At 62.8% G+C, this 18,243-nt stretch carries 15 protein-coding genes; 8 read left to right on the top strand and 7 right to left on the bottom strand.

Going from position 1 to position 18,243, the window contains the following annotated elements; all coding sequences use genetic code 11:
- Window positions 1–26 precede the first annotated feature (26 nt).
- The 6 genes from GO499_RS14735 (at window position 27) to GO499_RS14710 (ending at window position 8,607) form a co-directional block, all read left to right on the top strand.
- A complete protein-coding gene (locus GO499_RS14735; protein ID WP_161862892.1) occupies window positions 27–1,457 on the top strand; it encodes a UbiA family prenyltransferase in 1,431 nt (476 codons plus the stop codon).
- Window positions 1,458–1,553: 96 nt separating this feature from the next.
- Window positions 1,554–2,657, top strand: a complete 1,104-nt coding sequence (locus GO499_RS14730) for a patatin-like phospholipase family protein (RefSeq protein WP_161862891.1) — start codon at window positions 1,554–1,556, stop codon at window positions 2,655–2,657.
- Window positions 2,650–3,459 (top strand): hypothetical protein, encoded by an 810-nt coding sequence (locus GO499_RS14725; RefSeq protein WP_161862890.1) that lies wholly within the window; start codon window positions 2,650–2,652, stop codon window positions 3,457–3,459. The genes GO499_RS14730 and GO499_RS14725 overlap by 8 nt, the downstream gene beginning before the upstream one ends.
- Window positions 3,460–3,539: 80 nt before the next feature.
- Complete coding sequence (locus GO499_RS14720; protein WP_161862889.1) at window positions 3,540–6,857, top strand: ATP-binding protein; 3,318 nt, start codon at window positions 3,540–3,542, stop codon at window positions 6,855–6,857.
- A 124-nt stretch (window positions 6,858–6,981) separates the two neighbouring features.
- A complete protein-coding gene (locus tag GO499_RS14715; RefSeq protein WP_161862888.1) occupies window positions 6,982–7,650 on the top strand; it encodes a MarC family protein in 669 nt (222 codons plus the stop codon).
- Window positions 7,651–7,662: 12 nt separating this feature from the next.
- A complete protein-coding gene (locus GO499_RS14710; protein WP_161862887.1) occupies window positions 7,663–8,607 on the top strand; it encodes an AEC family transporter in 945 nt (314 codons plus the stop codon).
- Window positions 8,608–8,662: 55 nt separating this feature from the next.
- On the opposite strand, the gene GO499_RS14705 is transcribed toward GO499_RS14710, so the two are convergent.
- The 6 genes from GO499_RS14705 to GO499_RS14680 form a co-directional block, all read right to left on the bottom strand.
- Window positions 8,663–9,976, bottom strand: coding sequence for a TRAP transporter large permease (locus GO499_RS14705; RefSeq protein WP_161862886.1), 1,314 nt, complete (start codon window positions 9,974–9,976; stop codon window positions 8,663–8,665).
- Between the two features lie 190 nt (window positions 9,977–10,166).
- Window positions 10,167–10,682, bottom strand: coding sequence for a TRAP transporter small permease (locus tag GO499_RS14700; RefSeq protein ID WP_161862885.1), 516 nt, complete (start codon window positions 10,680–10,682; stop codon window positions 10,167–10,169).
- A gap of 125 nt (window positions 10,683–10,807) precedes the next feature.
- Window positions 10,808–11,779: a TRAP transporter substrate-binding protein gene (locus GO499_RS14695; RefSeq protein WP_161862884.1), complete on the bottom strand. Its 972-nt coding sequence runs from the start codon at window positions 11,777–11,779 to the stop codon at window positions 10,808–10,810.
- Window positions 11,780–11,829: 50 nt separating this feature from the next.
- Window positions 11,830–13,071 carry an NAD(P)/FAD-dependent oxidoreductase gene (locus tag GO499_RS14690; RefSeq protein WP_161862883.1) on the bottom strand — a complete coding sequence of 414 codons (1,242 nt, stop codon included), beginning with the start codon at window positions 13,069–13,071 and terminating at the stop codon, window positions 11,830–11,832.
- 179 nt (window positions 13,072–13,250) lie between these two features.
- Complete coding sequence (locus GO499_RS14685; protein ID WP_161862882.1) at window positions 13,251–14,789, bottom strand: alanine/glycine:cation symporter family protein; 1,539 nt, start codon at window positions 14,787–14,789, stop codon at window positions 13,251–13,253.
- Window positions 14,790–14,800: 11 nt separating this feature from the next.
- Window positions 14,801–15,238 (bottom strand): universal stress protein, encoded by a 438-nt coding sequence (locus GO499_RS14680; protein WP_161862881.1) that lies wholly within the window; start codon window positions 15,236–15,238, stop codon window positions 14,801–14,803.
- 172 nt (window positions 15,239–15,410) lie between these two features.
- On the opposite strand from GO499_RS14680, the gene GO499_RS14675 reads away from it, so the two are divergent.
- Entirely contained in the window at window positions 15,411–16,112 is a 702-nt protein-coding gene (locus GO499_RS14675) for an aspartate/glutamate racemase family protein (protein ID WP_348520781.1), read from the top strand.
- Here GO499_RS14675 and GO499_RS14670 read toward each other — a convergent pair.
- Window positions 16,109–16,774: a TIGR02453 family protein gene (locus GO499_RS14670; protein WP_161862880.1), complete on the bottom strand. Its 666-nt coding sequence runs from the start codon at window positions 16,772–16,774 to the stop codon at window positions 16,109–16,111. The genes GO499_RS14675 and GO499_RS14670 overlap by 4 nt on opposite strands.
- 165 nt (window positions 16,775–16,939) lie before the next feature.
- Between GO499_RS14670 and GO499_RS14665 the strand changes: the two genes are divergently transcribed.
- A complete protein-coding gene (locus GO499_RS14665) occupies window positions 16,940–18,229 on the top strand; it encodes a PQQ-dependent sugar dehydrogenase (RefSeq protein ID WP_161862879.1) in 1,290 nt (429 codons plus the stop codon).
- The last annotated feature ends 14 nt before the right edge of the window (window positions 18,230–18,243 follow it).

Raw genomic sequence — 18,243 nt, 5'->3', positions numbered from 1 at the left:
GGAATGAAGGGTGGGTTCTGGCGGTCATGAGTGAAGGCAAGGTTCTGGCGGTCGATCTGGACGGCACGCTGCTGAAGGGCGACATGTTGCTGGAAACATGGTGGAACGTGCTTTCACGCGACCGGAAGGCGAGCCTGCGTGCGTTGCAGACCCTGCGTGAAAAGGGCAGGGCGGCGTTCAAGGAGGCACTTGCGGCGGATGCGGACGTCGATATCGCCCGTTTGCCATACAACACTGAGATGATTGAGTATATCGGCCGACGCAAGGCCGCAGGCGACCGGATCGTGCTGGCGACAGCCTCCGATATCCGCGTGGCTGAGGCAGTGGCCGCGGAACTGGGTTTGTTTGACGAGGTGATCGCCTCTGACGGCAAAAACAATCTGAAGGGCGCGGGCAAAGAGACGGTGCTGGTGGAGCGGTTCGGCAGAAAAGGCTTCGACTACGCGGGTGACCATGCCGCCGACCTGGATGTCTGGCGGAGTGCGGACACGGCGGTGACCGTGAACGCTGCCGAGAACCTGCGCCAGCAGGCGGCGGCGGTGGCCGGCAAGGCGGAACATCTGGGCCGGTCCGAGCCGGACTACCGGGCATGGATGAAGGCGATGCGCCCGCATCAGTGGTTGAAGAACGTGCTGGTGTTCGTGCCGCTGCTGGCCTCGCACAGCAGCGAAGTCTACCAGTGGGTACAATGCCTCGTTGCCTTCGTGACGTTCAGCCTCGTCGCGTCCAGCGTCTACCTGTTCAACGATCTGCTGGATCTCTCCGCCGACAGGGCGCATCCGCGCAAGTGCGAGCGGCCGCTGGCCAAGGGGACAATGCGGCTGGAGCACGGATCGGTGCTCGCGCCAGGACTGCTGGCCGGGGGATTGCTGTTGGCGATCCTGTTCCTGCGCTATGAGTTCGTGCTGGTGCTGATGGGGTATTTCGTCCTGACCACGGTCTATTCGCTGGTGCTGAAGCGCAAGCTGATCATTGATATCGTGGCGTTGGCCGGGCTTTACACGGTGCGCATCTTTGCCGGCGCGGTGGCCGCCTGGGTCGTGCTCTCGCCATGGATACTGGTGCTTTCGATCTTCCTGTTCCTGTCGCTGGCCGCGATCAAGCGGCAGGCCGAACTGATCAGCGACATTGCCGTCGGCAAGGAAAGTTCCTCCGGCCGGGCTTATATGGCAGACGACCTGCCGGTCGTCACCGGGATGGCGCTGGCAGCTGGATACGTGGCGGTGATGGTGCTGGCACTCTACATCTCTGCGCCAGGGGTGACGGAGCTTTATACCTCGCCCAAGTATCTGTTCGGGATCACTCCGATCGTGCTGTACTGGATCAGCCGGGCGGTGATGATTACCCACCGCGGTTTCATGACGGACGATCCGATCATCTTTGCGATCAAGGACAATGTCAGTCGGTTGTGCGGGTTGGGCGTGCTGGTGATCCTGTTCTTCGCGGCGTTTTTCTGACGTCATATCCCGTGATGCGGCTGTCAGCATGTGTCGGACGGACTCTTGCGCCGATCACCTGTACCCGTAATTGTGCTGACGGGAAGGGGATCAACCATGAAAAGAGCGATTACACTGGGAGGGGGAGGACCGGCGGCGGGCCTGCACCTCGGGGCGCTGAAATGCTTCCGTGATCATGGCATCACGTTTGATGTCTGGGCACTGTCATGCATCGGCGTCTGGGTGGGGGCACATTACGTCTGCTATCCGCCGGAGACGGCACCGGAAGATACGATCGAGCATTTCCGGAAGTACGTCTTCCGCGACGACGTCAGTTACGACAAGTTTCCGATTTCGCCGGGGTTTGTGCCCGATATCCAGCACAACAGCACGGCTTTGATGAAGTACCTCGTAGATCCAACGAGCTATCAGAACCTGTTCGCGCCGGTGGCGATCCGACAGGCGGGTGAAGCGCTGCAGACTTACATGTCCGACCCGAAATACTGGAACCCCAATGCTTTCGCACAACTGACGACGGCGATGGCGGCGGCCAACCCGATGACGCGGTTCATGACCTCCTGGCTGTGGAAGTCGGAGATGACCGGGTTGACCGGCGGGCATCACAAGGGGCCGGGGCTGAGTACCAACCTGAACGTCGAGGAGCTGTTCGAGCCGGACAAGCCCTTCCTCTATCACAATGCCTGGAACATGACCGACGACCGGATAGAGATGTTCGCGAACCGGGTTAAGCCACCCCGCCACATGCAGAAGATGACGTCGGAGAGCATGAGCGCCTGTTCGGCACTGCCATTCCTGATCGAGCCTGTGGAGTTCAATGGCAAGAGCTATTGTGAAGGTGCGCTGGTGCGGACGGTTTCATTCACCGATCTCATTCAGGATCATCCGGATCTGGAAGAGATATGGGTGATCCGGATCGTTGATCCCAAGCAGATCCGGCCACCAAAGAACATGGACGACGCGATGAACAATCTTTGCATGCTGTTCGCCGGAGCGCTGGGTGAGAGCAATGTCGAAGAGTTCGAGGAGCATCTGGCGCAGCATCCGAAACTGGCGGAACGGATCAAGGTGCGGGTGGTGCCGGTGAGCCATGAGATCACCTACGACTGGAACCACAGCAACCTGGAGCTGGGGGTGGAGCAGGGGTACAAGTTCACGCAGGCCGTGATCGAGGAGTATTTGGCGGAGGGTCGCGATGCCTGAGCGGGCGGACATGCGGGCGCTGTGGATCCTCGGGCTGATCGTGGGGCCGTTGGTGCTGGTGAGCATCGAGTTGTTCCATCCGGCCGGTTTTACCACCACGCCGGGTATGTTCGAGTTTCTCCGCCATCAGGAGCCGGGCGGTCACGGGCATTCGGCGCTGGATTATTTCGGTCCGGACTGGTGGTTTGTCCTACACATGATCCAGACGCCGACCGTATGCCTGATAACCGTCGCGCTGATCCTGACCGTCAACGCGGCGGATACCGGCGAGATTGCCGTCCGGCTGCTGGCGTGGGGTGCGCGGATCGCATTGTTCCTGTTCGCGGTCTATTACACTGCGCTCGACGCCATCGGCGGCATCGGGCTGGGACGAACGCTGGAACTGGTCAACACATTGCAGACGGAGACATCCTATACCCAGTTCGGGCAGGTGGTGCCGTGCACGGATGGCGCAGGTGTCGCCGCACCTTGCCTGAGCGAGGAGCAGGTTGCGGGGGTGGCACTGGTGCTGAACCAGACATGGACCGACAAGTGGGTCGGTGGTGTCGGCTCTTTCATTTCGGAGACGGGCTCCTGGGCGGTTTTCTTCGGGGCGCTGTTGTCTGCACTGACGCTGCTGGTTTCGCGCGGCTTCCGCCGGATGGGGATCACGGGAATGGTGGCGCTTGCGGCCCTGGTCGGTGGCGGCTGGCTTGTGCAGGAGAGCCACGCCTGCTGCACCGGGCCGACCGGCTTTGGCCTGATCTTCGTCTTCGGTTGTCTGACGTTCGCCTGCAAGGGATGGAAAAGCGATCCGTCGTAGCCTGAGGCACGTATGCCGTGTATAGTGCCACCGGGGACTGAACCGCGCGATGAGGGGTGCGCGGTTGTGGAGACGAAGGATTGAGTGAGACAATTGAGGGGTGGCTTGCCGGGTTGGGCCTCGGGCATCTGAAAGCTACCTTTGCCGAACATCAGGTCGCCTTGCGCGACCTGCCCCTCCTGACGGATGCGGATCTGCGGGAAATCGGCGTGGCCCTCGGGCCGCGACGCCGGATTCTGAACGCCGTTTCCAAGGCAAGGGAGCCGGCGCCTCCGCGTCACGGCAGTCTGCCGATGGATGCGGAGCGGCGGCAACTGACAGTCATGTTCATCGACCTCGTTGGGTCCACCGCGCTGGCGGAAAGGCTCGACCCGGAAGATATGCGCGACGTTATCCGGGCGTTTCAGGATGCCACGGCGGGTGTCGTGACACGATTTGATGGCTTTCTCGCCGATTACCTCGGCGATGGGATACTTGCCTATTTCGGCTGGCCGCGTGCGCATGAGGATGAGGCAGAGCGGGCCGGACGTGCCGGGCTGGAAGTGGCGCGCACGATCGATGCCCTGCAGACCAAACCGGGCGTGAGCTTGCGGGTGCGTGTCGGCATAGCCACCGGCGTCGTCGTGGTCGGTGACCTGATCGGCACGGGTGGCGCGCGCAAGAACTCCGTTGTCGGTTCGACGCCGAACCTTGCCTCGCGGCTGCAGGTGCTGGCAGAGCCCGGCACGGTGGCGATTGCGGACACGACAGCGCAACTGATCCGCGGGGCGTTGGAACTGAAGAGCCTTGGCCCCAAGCTGCTGAAGGGTATGCCGGGGCCGCGCGAAGTGTTTGAAGTGGTGGGTGTGCCCGACGGGCTGAACCGGTTCGAGACACGGATGGGGCGACGGCACCTGCCGATGGTGGGCAGGGCCGAAGAGATGCGGCGGCTGCTGGCCCTGTGGGAGAAGGCCAAGCGCGGCGAAGGGCAGGCTGTTGTGCTGGAAGGCGAGGCTGGAATCGGAAAGTCGCGGATCAGCCGGGCATTGCTGGATGCTGCCCGCCCGGAAGCGCCGCTGGAAATCCGCCTGCAATGTTCGCCCTATCACACCGATACGGCGTTCTGGCCTGTCATCCAGGATTTGCGGCGGGCAATCGGGGTGATGCCGGATGATGGGGTTTCGTCGGGAGAAACGCAGGGCCCACTTCTGGCCGGGATTTCGATGCAGGAGCGGCTGACGCGGATGCTGGCTCGGGCAGCACCTGCTGGCGGGGAGGAAGATATTCTGCTCGCCAGTCTGATTGGCATCGGCGGAGACGAAAGGGTGGCCGAACTGAACCTGTCGCCGCGAATACAGAGGGCGCGGACGCTGACGGCGCTTGTCAACCGGATCAAGATGCTGGCCGCGCTTCGCCCGGTGTTGCTGCTGGTGGAAGACACGCACTGGATTGACCCGACGACGCAGGAATTGATCGAGACGTGGCTGGACGAATGTGCGGATCAGCCGGTGATGACGGTGATGACGCGGCGGCCGGATGCGGGCGTGGGATTTGCGCAGCGACCGGTGTTGACGCATATCGAACTGGCCCGCCTGCGGCCAGAAGGCGGCCGCGAGATCGTCGAGGGACTGGCCGGGCCAGGCCTGCCGAAGGAGACGGTGGACGCTATTGTTACCCGCACCGACGGGGTGCCGCTGTTCGTGGAGGAATTGACAAAGGCGGTGGTTGAGACAGGCGAAACAAGCATTCCCGCCTCGCTTCAGGACACGTTGATGGCCCGGCTGGACCAATTCCATGATGTCAAGGAAGTGGCGCAGACCGCCTCCGCCATTGGCCGTGATTTCAGCTATCGACTGCTGGCCGCAGTAACCGGTATGCCGGACGGTGAGTTGCAGGCTTCGCTGGGCAAGCTGGCAAAGGCAGAAATCATATTTCGGCACGGGCCGCCGGAGGCGCCTGAGTACAGCTTCAAACATGCACTGGTGCTGGATGCCGCCTATCATTCCCTGTTGCGAACTAAGCGCCAAGCCCTTCATGCCCGCATTTTTGACACGCTTGAGGCCCGGTTCGCCGACACCGTGAGCCACCAGCCCGAGCTGCTGGCCCGCCATGCTACGGAGGCGCATCTGCCGGAGGCGGCAGCCGTCTACTGGAAGAGCGCCGCGGAGGCAGCCATGCAGAAGTCGGCTAACAGGGAGGCGTTGGGGCACTATAACCGGGCTCTGGCCCAATTGGCGAAGACGTCGCCATCGCATCAGCGATCCGCCGAGGAACTGGATTTGCAACTGGGTTTGGGCGTCGCCTCCATCCTGCCGAAAAGCCACGGCTCCGATGATGTTCGCCAAGCTTTCGCGCGCGCGGAAACGCTCTCCCGCGGGATCGGGGACACCACCCGGCATTTCAGGGCGTTGCGCGGGCTCTGGCACTGGCACTCGGTGAGCGGTGATTTCGCCAAGGCGGCAGAGATCGCGGAGGACCTGATGAACCTGGCGCTACGGGAGCCTGATCCGGTACGTGGGCTGATGGCGCATCGCATCATGGGCTATACCCAGATGACACTAGGCGATTACCGGGCGGCCCGGGAGGAGTTTCAGCAGGGGTTGGCGCTCTACCGCCCGGACGCGCAGGCGGACTACGTGAAGGCGCATGGCGAGGATCCGGGGCTGTGGTGCTATGCCTACCTGTCGTGGAACGAGGACTGGCTGGGCAACAGGGACGCGGCACTGGGCTGGGCACAGGAGGGAGTAGCGCTGTCGCGGCGATTGCCGAATGTCTACAGCCGCAGTTTCAGCCTTGGCCTCTACGCTCATCTCTGCCGCTGGCGGGGCGACGTAACGGGTGCGCTGGCGGCGGCGGATGAGGCCAAGGCGACGGCGGAGGAGCAGGGCGTTGCCCAATTCGGGGCCTGGGCCGATATCATCCGCGGCTGGGCCATAGCGGCGCATGGTGACGGCGAGGGCGGTCAGAGGCTGGCGGAAGAGGGGTTTTCCACATGGTGCGCGCTAGGGCTGGTTCACGTGCAATGGCGGCACCTGATCCTGCTGGCCGACATCTGCCGCATGCGCGGTGACCTGCGCGGGGCGTTGGAGCGGATCGGCGCGGCGGAGAAGCTGGTGGCGGCCGACAACACCGGGTTGGGGGTCGCCGACCTGCACCTGATGAAGGGAACACTGCTGGTGGAAACAGGCGAGGTGCAAGCGGGTGAGCAGGCGTTGCAGAACGCGCGACGGATCGGCGAGGCGCAGGGGGCGCGGATGTTCACCTTGCGAGCCGCGACGGGGCTGGCCCGGTTGTTGGCCGGAAACGGACGCCACGGCGAGGCGCATGATGTGCTGGCGCCGGTGCTGGAGAGCTTTTCCGAAGGGTTGGACACCGCCGATCTGGTCGCGGCGCGCGCACTTTTGCCGGAACTGGTCTGAAGACCCGTGCCCGGTCTTGCTCCGCCTGCGACATCATGCGAGTGAAGCGCTGACCTTCCTTCCTGATAAAAGGTAATGGGCCCTGCGCTTCGCGCGGCCCAGAGCCTGCGAGTATGGAGCCCAGATGGACTGGACCAGCCTGATACGCGAGTTCGTGACACTCGTCGTGGTGATTGACCCCGTGGGCTCGATCCCGGTGTTTCTGTTCGCTGTCAGCCGGGTGCCGCGGCCGTTGCATCGGCGATTTGCCATTCGGGCCGTCGGCATCGCCGCGCTGGTGCTAATTGCTTTTCTGGTGGCCGGGCAATTGGTGCTGGAGACGCTGGGGCTGCGGTTCGGATCGTTCCAGATCGCCGGGGGAATCGTGCTGTTCCTGTTCGCGCTGACGATGATTTTCGGGGATTCGAAACCGGACCAGGAAATCGAGAAGGCCGGACGGGACCATCTGGCGGGGGCCGTCTTTCCGCTGGCCATTCCCTCCATCGCCTCACCCGGAGCGATGCTGGCGATCGTGGTGCTGACCGACAACCACAGGCATTCGCTGACCGAACAGGCCATTACCGCCGGAATGCTGCTGCTGGTGCTGGCGTTGACGTTGTTGCTGCTTCTGGCCGCCAGTGCGGTGCACCGGCTGATCGGAAGCACGGGGGCGAGCGTGATCAGCCGGGTGATGGGAATTCTGCTGGCGACGATTGCCGTCGATGCGGTGCTGGGCGGGCTGGACACGCTCGGGGTGCTGAATGTCGAGGAAGCGCCGCTGACCGACACGCTGCCGCAGGGATTGGGCGAGTAGGTCCGGCACAAGGTGATCGAAGTTCTCTCAATCTCCGGCACGATATTCGCGTTGATTGCCGTAGGCTATCTGGCGGTGCTGTGGAAGGTGTTCGCCGAGGCGGAACTCCGTACGCTTGGAACCTACGTGGTGCGGTTCGCGCTGCCGGCGCTGGTGTTCCGGGCCGTGTCGGGAAGGGAGCTGGGGGAGATCCTGAATGCCGGCTATCTTGGCGGCTACCTGATCGGATCGTTGGCGGTGCTGGTGGTCGGCTATGTGTCAGCCTTGCGCATGTTCGGTCAGAGCCGGGTGGCGGCGACGTTTCATGCCATGGGCATGTCCTGCGCCAACAGCGGCTTCATCGGCTATCCGATCGTCCTGATGGCGTTGCCTTCGGTGGCGGCGACGGCGCTGGCGCTGAACATGATTGTCGAGAACCTTGTGCTGATCCCGCTGATCCTGATCCTGGCGGAAGCGAGCAGCGGCAGTGCGCGAGGCTGGCCGATGGTGCGCACGATAGGCAGGCGGCTGGCGACCAACCCGATCACCGTGGCGCTGGTGGCGGGGCTTGCCGTTTCCCTGCTGGGCATACCGCTGCCGCGCGTCATCGCCGAGCCCGTGAATCTGATCGCGGCTTCCAGTGCGGCGCTGTCGTTGCTGGTGATCGGCGGGACACTGGTCGGCCTGCAGGTGCGGGCGGTGGACCGCCAGGTGCTGGTGGTCGTGGCAGGCAAGCTGTTGCTGCTGCCGCTGGCCGTCTGGGCCGGCATCGTGTTGATGGGAGCCATCGGCCTGGAGGTTGGTGACGGTAAACTGGTGGAGGCGGCGATACTGATTGCAGCGACCCCGGCGATGGGGATCTATCCGCTGTTGGCGCAGCAGTACGGCGAAGAGAAGAGCGCGGCGATGGCGATGCTGTTGATGACGGTGTTTTCGTTCTTCACGATCACGGGACTGTTGTTGCTGCTTCAGGTCTGACAGGTTTGGTGCAGCCGCCCATTGGCAACTTGGCTGCCGCTGGCGCGTGCATCTGCTAACGCCCCGGTGTCTGCCGGAGATTGTCGGGCAGCCAGGTCGCCAGTTCCGGAAAGATGATCAGTACGAATACCATCAGCACCATGATCAGGAACATCGGGATTGCGGCGCGGGCGATGAAACCCATCTCGTGATCGGTCATGCCCTGCAGAACGAAAAGGTTGAAGCCGATGGGAGGCGTGATCTGGGCCATTTCCACAACCACGACGATGAAGATACCGAACCAGATCAGATCGATGCCCGCCTGTCGGATCATCGGTTCGACCACCGCCATCGTCAGGACCACGGAAGAGATTCCGTCAAGAAAACAGCCGAGAACGATATAGAAGATGAGCAGGACCATCAGCAGTTCGAAGCGGGAGAGATCCCATGTGGCGATCAGGTCGGCAAGGCCGCGGGGCAGGCCGGTAAATCCCATGGCGAGCGACAGGAAGGCGGCGCCGGCAAGGATGAGGGCGATCATCGCCGAGGTACGGGTGGCACCCATCAGGCTGGCGCTGAATGTGGCCCAGGACAGCGAGCGCTGACCCGCGGCGAGGGCGAGAGCGCCGACGACGCCGAAGGCCGCTGCCTCGGTGGCGGTAGCGAAACCGAGATACATCGAACCGATGACCAGCAGGATCAGGCAGATTACCGGGATGAGAAAGCGCGAGTTGGCCAGCTTTTCGGCGAAGGTCATGGCCGGTTCGGGTGTCGGATGCCAGGATTTCGAGAGACGTGCCGTGATCGCGACATAGGCCATGAACATTACCGCCAGCACGATGCCGGGCAGGACGCCGGCGAAGAACAGCTTCGTGATGCTTTCGTTGATGGTGACGCCGTAGACGATCAGTGTTAGCGACGGCGGGATCATCAGGCCCAGAGTGGCGGCGCCGGCGAGCGTGCCGATGACCATACGCTCGGGATAGTCGCGTTTGCGCAGTTCCGGGATCGACATCTTGCCGACCGTAGTCAGGGTGGCAGCGGATGAGCCGGAGACCGCGGCGAAAACGGTACAGCCGACGATATTGGTATGGACAAGACCGCCGGGAAGACGGGCCATCCACGGACTGAGGCCGCGAAACATGTCTTCGGAGAGGCGGGTGCGGTAGAGGATCTCGCCCATCCAGATGAAGAGTGGAAGAGCCGTCAGCGTCCATGACGATGAGGCCGACCAGATCGTGGTGAGCATCACATCACCGACCGGGCGCGTGGTGAAAAGCTCCATTCCCACCCAGGCGACACCCATCAGGGCGAGACCTACCCACACGCCTGAGCCCAGCAGGAGGAAAAGCACGAAGAGGAAGAGGATGATGATCGAGATGTCGTTCATGGTGTGCTCAGGTCGGGGCGAGGCGGCTGATTTCGGGTGTGTGTGCCTGTGGCCGTGCTGGATGCCTCCGGCGGGGATATTTGGGGAAAAATGATGGGTGTCATGTAGGAGATACGGGCGGCGCGGTGGGGGCTGGCGTATGGAGCGCCCGCCGGGAGTATTTCGGCAAGGATGACGGGGTTCGGTGCGGTCACTCGGGATGCTCCGGATCGCGGGTGATGCGGTGTTCGCCTTTAACGATCAGCGAGATCAGGTGGTCAGTCAGGGCGATGGCAAAGATGGTGGCGCCAATCAGCATCAACGATTGCGGGATCCAGAGGGGAGTCTTGTCTTGTCCCTGCGAGACATCGTTGAACTTCCATGACCAGTAGACGAAGCGATGCGCATACCAGACAAAATACCAGGCGATGGCGCTGCCGACGGCGAAGCACCAGACTTCCAGCCAGCGGCGCAGGGCCGATGGCGCGGCATTGAGGGCGATGGAGACGCGGATATGCGCACCCTTGTTCAACGCGCTGGCGAAGGCAAGGAAGGAGGCTGCGGCCATCGCGTAGCCGGCGTATTCGGGCGCACCCGGGAACACCTCGCCCGTCCAGCGGGCCAGCATCTGGATCAGGATCAGCGCGAGGATGGCGATCAGGCAGAGAGCGGCGAGGACGGCGGAGAGCGTGTAGAGACCTTCGAGCGCGCGGCGGATGTTCTTCATCGGTAGCGGACCCCGCTGTGGGACTGGTTGGGCATTGCCGGATTGCGCGGACTGGAGGGCAAAGCCTCGGAGGGAAGTGAAAGAGGCAGGCAGGGCCCAGGTTCGCGGCCCTGCCTGCACGTGGGTTACTCGGCCTTGAAGGCGTCGACGATGGCCTGTCCTTCCTCGCCAGCTTCCACCAGCCAGTCGGATGTCATCGTCTCTCCGATCTCCTGCAGTTCACCTACCAGCGTTTCGCCGGCCGGAGCGACTGTCATCCCGCCTTCCTTCAGCCCCTCGACGGTGAAGCCGGTATACTCCTTCGCCCGCCATGTGCCCGCATATTCAGCCAGTTCGGCGCAGGCGGTGATGACGTTCCGGCTGGCTTCAGTCGTGCCCTCCCAGACGTCGGAGTTGACGAAAACGTAGTTGCGGGGAAGCCACGCATCGACGGTGTAGAAATGCGTCAGGCTCTCCCAGACCTTGCGGTCGTACCCCGTCGCGCCGGAGGAAATCATGCTCTCGGCGACGCCGGTTGCGAAGGCCTGGCTGATCTCTGCGGCCTCGATCGTCACCGGCAGCATGCCCGTGAGTTCGGCGATGCGGGCGGTGGCGGCGTTGTAGGAGCGGAACTTGACGCCTTCCATGTCCGCCACAGAGTTGACCTCTTTCTTGAAATACAGACCCTGCGGCGGCCACGGGACGGAGTAGAGCAGCGTGAGGTTCTGCTCCGCAAGCGTGGTTTCCAGCGTCGGCCGGGCGGCTTCCCACAGTTTGGCGGCATCGTCGAACGAGGTGGCGAGGAAGGGAATGCTGTCGAAGCCGAAGATCGCGTTCTCGTTCTGATGACCGGAGAGCAGGCGTTCGCCGATCGGGGCCTGGCCCGTCTGGACAGCGCGCTTGATGTCGGCGCCGCCGAACAGCGCACCGGAGGGATGGGTGACGATCTCGACCTCGCCACCGGTGCCGGTGGTGACGCATTCGCCGAATTCGGCGGCGACGGCGGAATGGTAATTCGAGGCCGCGTAGGCAAGCGGCATGTCCCACTTCTCGGCAAGGGCGGGCGCGGTGGCGAACCCGCCGATCGTGGCCGCGAGGGCAATTGTACGCGTAATCATGACTGTCTCCTTGTTGGTGGCTGCGCCCGCTGTGGCCGGGGCTTCAGCATTCATTTGACGAAACGTGAGGGAGAATAGGGGGAAAGGTCAATGTTTGGTTTGGTATCGGTGGCGAGACCCGCCAGCAGTTGACCGGTGCGCGGACCGCCGGTGAGGCCGACGTGATGGTGGCCGAGACCAAGAAAAACACCGGGTGCGGCGGGGGCCTCACCGATGATGGGAATGCTGTCGGGCAGGGCGGGGCGGTGCCCCATCCACTCGACCTCGCGTTGCCATGTGAGGCCGGGAAAGGCGGCTCTTGCGTGATTTTTCAGCAGTTTGAACGGTGCGCGGGAGGGGCGTGCGTGCAGGCCGCCGAATTCGAGGATGCCGGCGAGTCGCAGGCGCCCCTCCATGGGAGTGGCAACGAACTTGCCGCTGGCGATCATCACGGGTGCCCTTGGCATCACGCTGGGTTCCCAAAGTTCGAGGTGGTAACCGCGTTCCGACTCGAGGGGGATGGAAAGCCCGAGCCTGGCGGCGAGGGGTTTCGACCACGCCCCCGTCGTGATGACCACCTTGTCGGCGGGCAGCGTCGTACCGGAGATGTGGACGCCGGTGACGCGGCCATTTTCGCGGACAAAATCGGTGACATCGCCCTTCAGGATGCGGCCGCCCTGCCGTTTCACGTGGGCGGCGAGTGCCTGCACATAAGCGCCAGGGTCGGTGATGCGACCGTGATCGGACATGCGGACGGCGAAGCCCTTTTCGGGTGCGAAGGCCGGATCGTAGGCGGAGAAGGCCGGGCCTTCGAGTTCCTCCCACGTGAAGCCATGTGCGCGGCGGATTTCCCACGTGAGGGCGTCGGCTTCAAACTGGCTGCGGGAGCCGTAAACGTAGAGGTAATCACCGGGCACGAGCCAGCGTTCCGCGCCGGTGCCTGCGGCGAGCGCCTGGTGATCGGCGAGGCTTTCGCCGATGATCGGAGCGAGGGCGGCGGCGATGCGACGGGTGTCCGCCTCGTTGGCGTGGGCGAGATATTTCGCGAGCCATGGCAGGAGGAAAGGCAGGTAGGGCCATTTGAGATAGAGCGGTTGCCTGCGATCCAGCAGCATGGACGGGGCCTTGGCGATGAGACCGGGGCCGGTGACCGGAACGATGGCGCAGGAGGCCAGCACCCCGCCGTTGCCATGGCTGGTGCCGCCGGCAGGACCGATACGATCCACCAGCGTGACGGAATGGCCCGCACGTTGCAGCCAGATTGCGGTGGACACGCCGACGATGCCTGCGCCGACAATGACGAACTCGCTCATGGGGCTTGCATCCCGTGGTGTCTCCGCAGGCAGGCTTTGGGCGGACAGGTTGCCATGGTGGAGGGTCGGGGAAAAGCGGGAATTGCGCCAATCAAGCGAAAGAAACAGGCGCGCCTCGACTGAGGCGCGCCCAAGGTTTCATGCGGCCCGGCACAGGTTGGCTGCGCCGGGCGATGCTTTCAGTGCTTGAACTTCTTGATCTCACCGGAGTCGATACGGCTGCGGTAGGAGACAAGTTCCTCCTTCACCACGGACATCAGGAAGTAGAGGCCGGTGATGTTGACGACTGCCATGGCGAAGATCGCTGCATCAGAGAAGTCGATTACCGGTCCGAGGTTTGCGGCTGCTCCGATCACGACAAAGATGCAGAAGATGATCTTGAACGCGAGTTCCGTCGCCTTGCCTTCGCCAAACAGGTACGTCCACGCCTTCAGGCCATAGTAGGACCAGGAGATCATGGTGGAGAAGGCGAAGAGGATTACAGCGACGGCCAATACGTAGGGGAACCACGAGAAGGCCGTTCCGAATGCCGCCGAGGTGAGAGCGACGCCGGACGTGCCGCCGACCGTCTGGATAACGCCATCGGCGACCAGGTAGTTGCCGGTTTCGGGGTCGATCATCAACTGGCCGGAAATGGTGATCACAAGGGCCGTCATCGTGCAGATCACGACGGTGTCGATGAAGGGTTCCAGCAGCGAAACATATCCTTCCGTTACCGGTTCGTTGGTGCGCACCGCCGAGTGAGCGATAGCGGCGGAGCCGACGCCTGCCTCGTTGGAGAAGGCCGCACGCTTGAAGCCCTGGATCAGGGCACCGACGAGACCACCAGCGACGCCAAGGCCAGTGAAGGCACCCGCGAAGATCTGGCCGAAGGCCCAGCCGATCTTGTCGATGTTGAACAGGATAACGATCAGTGCTGCAACGACGTAGAGAACGCCCATGAAGGGCACGACCTTCTCAGTTACCTGCGCGATCGACTTGATACCGCCAACGATGACGAGAAAGACCACGATCGCGAAGACGAGACCGGTGATCCAACCCGGATAGGCGCCTACGATCCCGGAGATCTGGGCGTGAGCCTGGTTGGCCTGGAACATGTTGCCGCCGCCAAGAGCGCCAAGGATGCAGAAGATCGAGAACAGGATCGCGAGAATTCCGCCCCCCGGGAGGCCCTTCTCCTTGAAGCCCTTCGAAATGTAATACATCGGGCCGCCGGAAACGGAGCCGTCGGCGTATTCGTTGCGGTACTTCACGCCCAGAGTACACTCGGTGAATTTGGAGGCCATGCCGAGCAGACCGGCAAGGATCATCCAGAATGTGGCCCCCGGCCCGCCAATGCCGACGGCGACCGCGACCCCGGCGATGTTGCCGAGGCCGACTGTACCGGAAAGTGCAGTGGCAAGGGCCTGGAAGTGGGACACCTCGCCCGCGTCATTCGGATCGGAGTAGTCGCCTTTTACAAGCGAGATTGAATGCATGAAGCCGCGAAACTGAATGAACGCGAAATAGATCGAGAACACGGTAGCGGCAACGACCAGCCAGAGCACGATCCACGGAAAGGCCGTGCCGGGCAGAGGAGCGAAAATGAAGGAAACGAAGGGGCCGGTTGCGGCGGCGAAGGCGGCGTTGACCTTTTCGTCGATGCCTTGCGCTTCCTGTGCGATGGCCGCCGGGGCGGCGAGGGTTAGCCCGGAAAGGGCGAGTGCGAGATTTTTCATGGACTGTCCCTTCATCCGACGACTGTTACGGGCACGCTGGCGTGCATAACGAGGCTGGCGGTGGCCGTGCCGAATAGGCGCTGAGCGAAGCCACCTTCGGACGATCGGCCGACCACGATCTGGTCCGCGCGCTCGTCCTGAGCGACCTTGTCGATGAGGGAGGCGACGTCACCGTGGCGGACGATGCCGCGCACTGTCAGCCCCTCGGCTTCCACGGACTTGACCGCCGGCGCGACGACCCGCGTGGTGGCGAGCTCAATCTCTTCCTCGCGGCGCTTGTGCCGCAGGGCGTTTTCCTCGGCAGTCTGAAACTTGTAGGGTGACCATTCGATGACGTAGACGAGGATCACTTCGCATGACCCGATCAATTTAGCGAGTTTCGTGGCGTAAGCGACCGCGCGCTCGCCCGACCCATCGCCATCTATCCCGACGACAATCTTTGATGACATGTTGTCCCACTCCTTGTTGTTTTGATCTGCGATCCTGCGCAAATTCGTTTTTTTTGTAATTTGTGTTTTGAGTGGACGCTGTTTGCAGGGTTTTGGTCAACAATTTTCATAATTTCTTAACAAATGCTTCGCGGATGTGACATGTGTTCGGGGGGCGGAAGGTGGCTTGCTGTTGGCAGATGACATTCGTATTGGCGTGCTGATGCTGGAAACGCGGTTTCCGCGGATCCGGGGAGACATCGGCAACCCGGACAGTCTTCCGTTTCCACTGTTGTATCGGACAGTGCCGGCGGCATCGCCGGACCGCGTGGTTCGGCAGGAGGCAACTGGTCTGCTGCCCGCTTTCCTCGACACGGCGCGGGGCCTTGTCGCAGACGGCGTGGCCGGGATCACCACAAGTTGCGGATTCATGGCCCTCTACCAGCGGGAAATGGCGGCGGCTTTGCCGGTGCCGGTGCTGACATCGGCGTTGTTGCAGGTTGTCCCCGTGAACGCGATGCTGCCTGAAGGCAGACGGGCCGGGGTTCTGACGGTTTCGGAGGAAGCGCTGTCGGCGCGGCATCTGGCTGCGGTGGGTGTGCCACAAGGGACACCCGTGCAAGGTCTGGCGCTGGACAGCCATTTTCGCCGGGTGTTCCTGGGCGACAACGCAGACCTTGATGTCGCCCGTGCGCGTGGCGACGTTGTGCAGGCGGCGCTGGCTTTGCAGGCCCGGGCAGACAGGTTAGGGGGGATCGTGCTGGAATGTACGAACATGGCACCGTATGCGGGCGACGTGGCGCGCGCCACCGGGCTGCCGGTGTTTTCGATCCTGACGCTGATCAACTGGTTTCGCGCGGGTCTGGTGCCGCAGGTTTTTGCGGCAGCCGACTAAGCCTTGAGGGTCCGGCAGAACTGCCAGACGGGCAGTAGGCGGGCAAAATCACGTCGGCAGATTTCGACAATGCCCGGATCGGTGGCTATTTCCGGATTGCCGTAGTCGCGCCAGACGGAGAGGCCCTTGTGCAGGAACAGGGAAGCCTGCGGATGGTCGGCGGGCAGGTTTCTTGGGATACGTTTGAGCGCAGGAGGTTCGATGCGGGCGCCGCTTTCCATCTGGGCGTCGAGCATGGCCTTGATTTCCTCACCGCGCTCTACGACCTGCCAGCGCCACTCCTCCAGCGACTCCTTCTCGAATGTGAAGATGCCGGTGCCGAGGGATATCTTGGCGGTGCCGAGGCCGAAGAACCACATCGGCAGTGCCGGTCCGAGGCCCTGGGGGACGAGCGCAATGCGGACGTGGGCGTTGTACGGTGTCTTGTCGGTTGAGAAACGGACATCGCGGTGGACACGGAAGACTTTGGGATTGTGGCCGTGGCCGGTGAGGTTTTCAACTTCCTCCGCCAGGGTGGCCGCGAAGGCTGCGGCGGGATGTTTGATCTCCGATTCATAAATCTTGCGGTTGGTGGCGAACCATTCGCGTGTGTTGTTCGCGTGGAGCGACTGGAGAAATTCGAGAGCCTCCGGCGAAAAGCCTTTGAATGCGTCGCCTGTCACGTGTTGATCCCCCGCTGAGATGACTGGGGGCAGTTATGGCCCGATCCTTGTGGTGGCTGCAACATGACGGCTAGGGAACGGACATTTTTTCCCGATAGCGGAAATCGCCGTTTCGGGTGCCGTTTCACTGCGCTAGCGTGCGGGCACAGGAAGAAGGGGCGACAGATGGATTTCATGGCACAACTAACGGCTTTCGTGGGCGGCGTGATGGTGGCGCTGCGGCGATCGAATGCACCTGCGACTCAGGCTTTCGGCGCGAACCCGCAGATTCCGGAAGCGAAGAACCAGGGAATAATGACGCTGAAGATGCCGACTGCGAAAGGTTGGGAGCCCGGGCATGTGCCAACCGCCGCGCCGGGGCTGAAAGTCAACGCATTCGCATCGGATCTTGTACACCCGCGCTGGATCGAAGTGCTGCCGAACGGCGATGTGCTCGTCGCCGAGGCGCTGATGCAGGCGGACCCGCCCAAGGGTCTATTCGACCGGGCAATGCAGGCGACGATGCGCCGGGCGCGTGCGTTGGGTGTGAGTGCCAACCGGATCACCCTCTGGCGGGACGAGGATGGTGACGGTGTGGCCGAGCGGCGGGAGGTTTTCGTCGAGAAGCAGAACCAGCCGTTCGGGATGGCCTTGGTTGATGGCACTTTTTATGTGGGCAACACCGACGGCATCGTGGCCTTTCCTTACGAGGATGGGGCGACGCGTCTGGAGGGGGAAGGCAGGAAACTGGTGGACTTCAAGCCTGGCGGACACTGGACCCGCAGCCTGATCGTCTCTCCCGACAAAACGAAGATCTACGCGGGTGTCGGTTCGCTTTCCAATATCGGTGATGACGGCATGGAGGCAGAGGAAGGGCGCGCGGCGATCTGGGAACTGGATCTGGCCAGCGGCGACGCGCGTATTTTCGCCGGAGGACTGCGCAACCCGGTAGGACTGGCGTGGGAGCCGGAAACGCAGGAATTGTGGACGGTGGTGAATGAACGCGACGGTCTGGGAGACGAGACGCCGCCGGACTATCTGACCTCGGTAACGGACGGTGGCTTCTACGGCTGGCCGTATTGTTACTGGGGAAAGACCGTGGATGACCGGGTCCCGCAGTCACCTGAGATGGTGGCCAAGGCGATCCAGCCGGATTTCGCGCTGGGCGGGCATACGGCCTCTCTGGGTTTGTGCTGGATGCCGGAGGGCACGTTGCCCGGATTCGGACAGGGAATGGTGATCGGCCAGCATGGATCGTGGAATCGCTCCACGCTGAGTGGATACAAGCTGATCTTCGTGCCGTTCGAGGGCGGTAAGCCTTCGGGCCCCTCGCGAGATATCCTCTCCGGCTTCCTGTCTGAAGATGAGAAGTGGTCCTTTGGGCGGCCGGTCGGCGTGGCCGTGGGGCCGGACGGCAAGTCGCTGCTGATGGCCGACGATGTGGGCGACATAGTCTGGCGGGTTACCGCAGCCTGAACCGGCTAGTGAGT

Origin of the sequence: Algicella marina (assembly GCF_009931615.1) — a bacterium.
GTDB classification, from domain to species: domain Bacteria; phylum Pseudomonadota; class Alphaproteobacteria; order Rhodobacterales; family Rhodobacteraceae; genus Algicella; species Algicella marina.
This window is presented reverse-complemented; position numbering and strand designations above follow the sequence as displayed.

Excerpts from the sequence above, each read along its gene's own strand:
- GO499_RS14735 (WP_161862892.1), top strand. The coding sequence starts at position 27 with ATGAGTGAAGGCAAGGTTCTGGCGGTCGATCTGGACGGCACGCTGCTG.
- GO499_RS14730 (WP_161862891.1), top strand. The coding sequence starts at position 1,554 with ATGAAAAGAGCGATTACACTGGGAGGGGGAGGACCGGCGGCGGGCCTG.
- GO499_RS14725 (WP_161862890.1), top strand. The coding sequence starts at position 2,650 with ATGCCTGAGCGGGCGGACATGCGGGCGCTGTGGATCCTCGGGCTGATC.
- GO499_RS14715 (WP_161862888.1), top strand. The coding sequence starts at position 6,982 with ATGGACTGGACCAGCCTGATACGCGAGTTCGTGACACTCGTCGTGGTG.
- GO499_RS14705 (WP_161862886.1), bottom strand. The coding sequence starts at position 9,976 with ATGAACGACATCTCGATCATCATCCTCTTCCTCTTCGTGCTTTTCCTC.
- GO499_RS14700 (WP_161862885.1), bottom strand. The coding sequence starts at position 10,682 with ATGAAGAACATCCGCCGCGCGCTCGAAGGTCTCTACACGCTCTCCGCC.
- GO499_RS14695 (WP_161862884.1), bottom strand. The coding sequence starts at position 11,779 with ATGATTACGCGTACAATTGCCCTCGCGGCCACGATCGGCGGGTTCGCC.
- GO499_RS14690 (WP_161862883.1), bottom strand. The coding sequence starts at position 13,071 with ATGAGCGAGTTCGTCATTGTCGGCGCAGGCATCGTCGGCGTGTCCACC.
- GO499_RS14685 (WP_161862882.1), bottom strand. The coding sequence starts at position 14,789 with ATGAAAAATCTCGCACTCGCCCTTTCCGGGCTAACCCTCGCCGCCCCG.
- GO499_RS14680 (WP_161862881.1), bottom strand. The coding sequence starts at position 15,238 with ATGTCATCAAAGATTGTCGTCGGGATAGATGGCGATGGGTCGGGCGAG.
- GO499_RS14665 (WP_161862879.1), top strand. The coding sequence starts at position 16,940 with ATGGATTTCATGGCACAACTAACGGCTTTCGTGGGCGGCGTGATGGTG.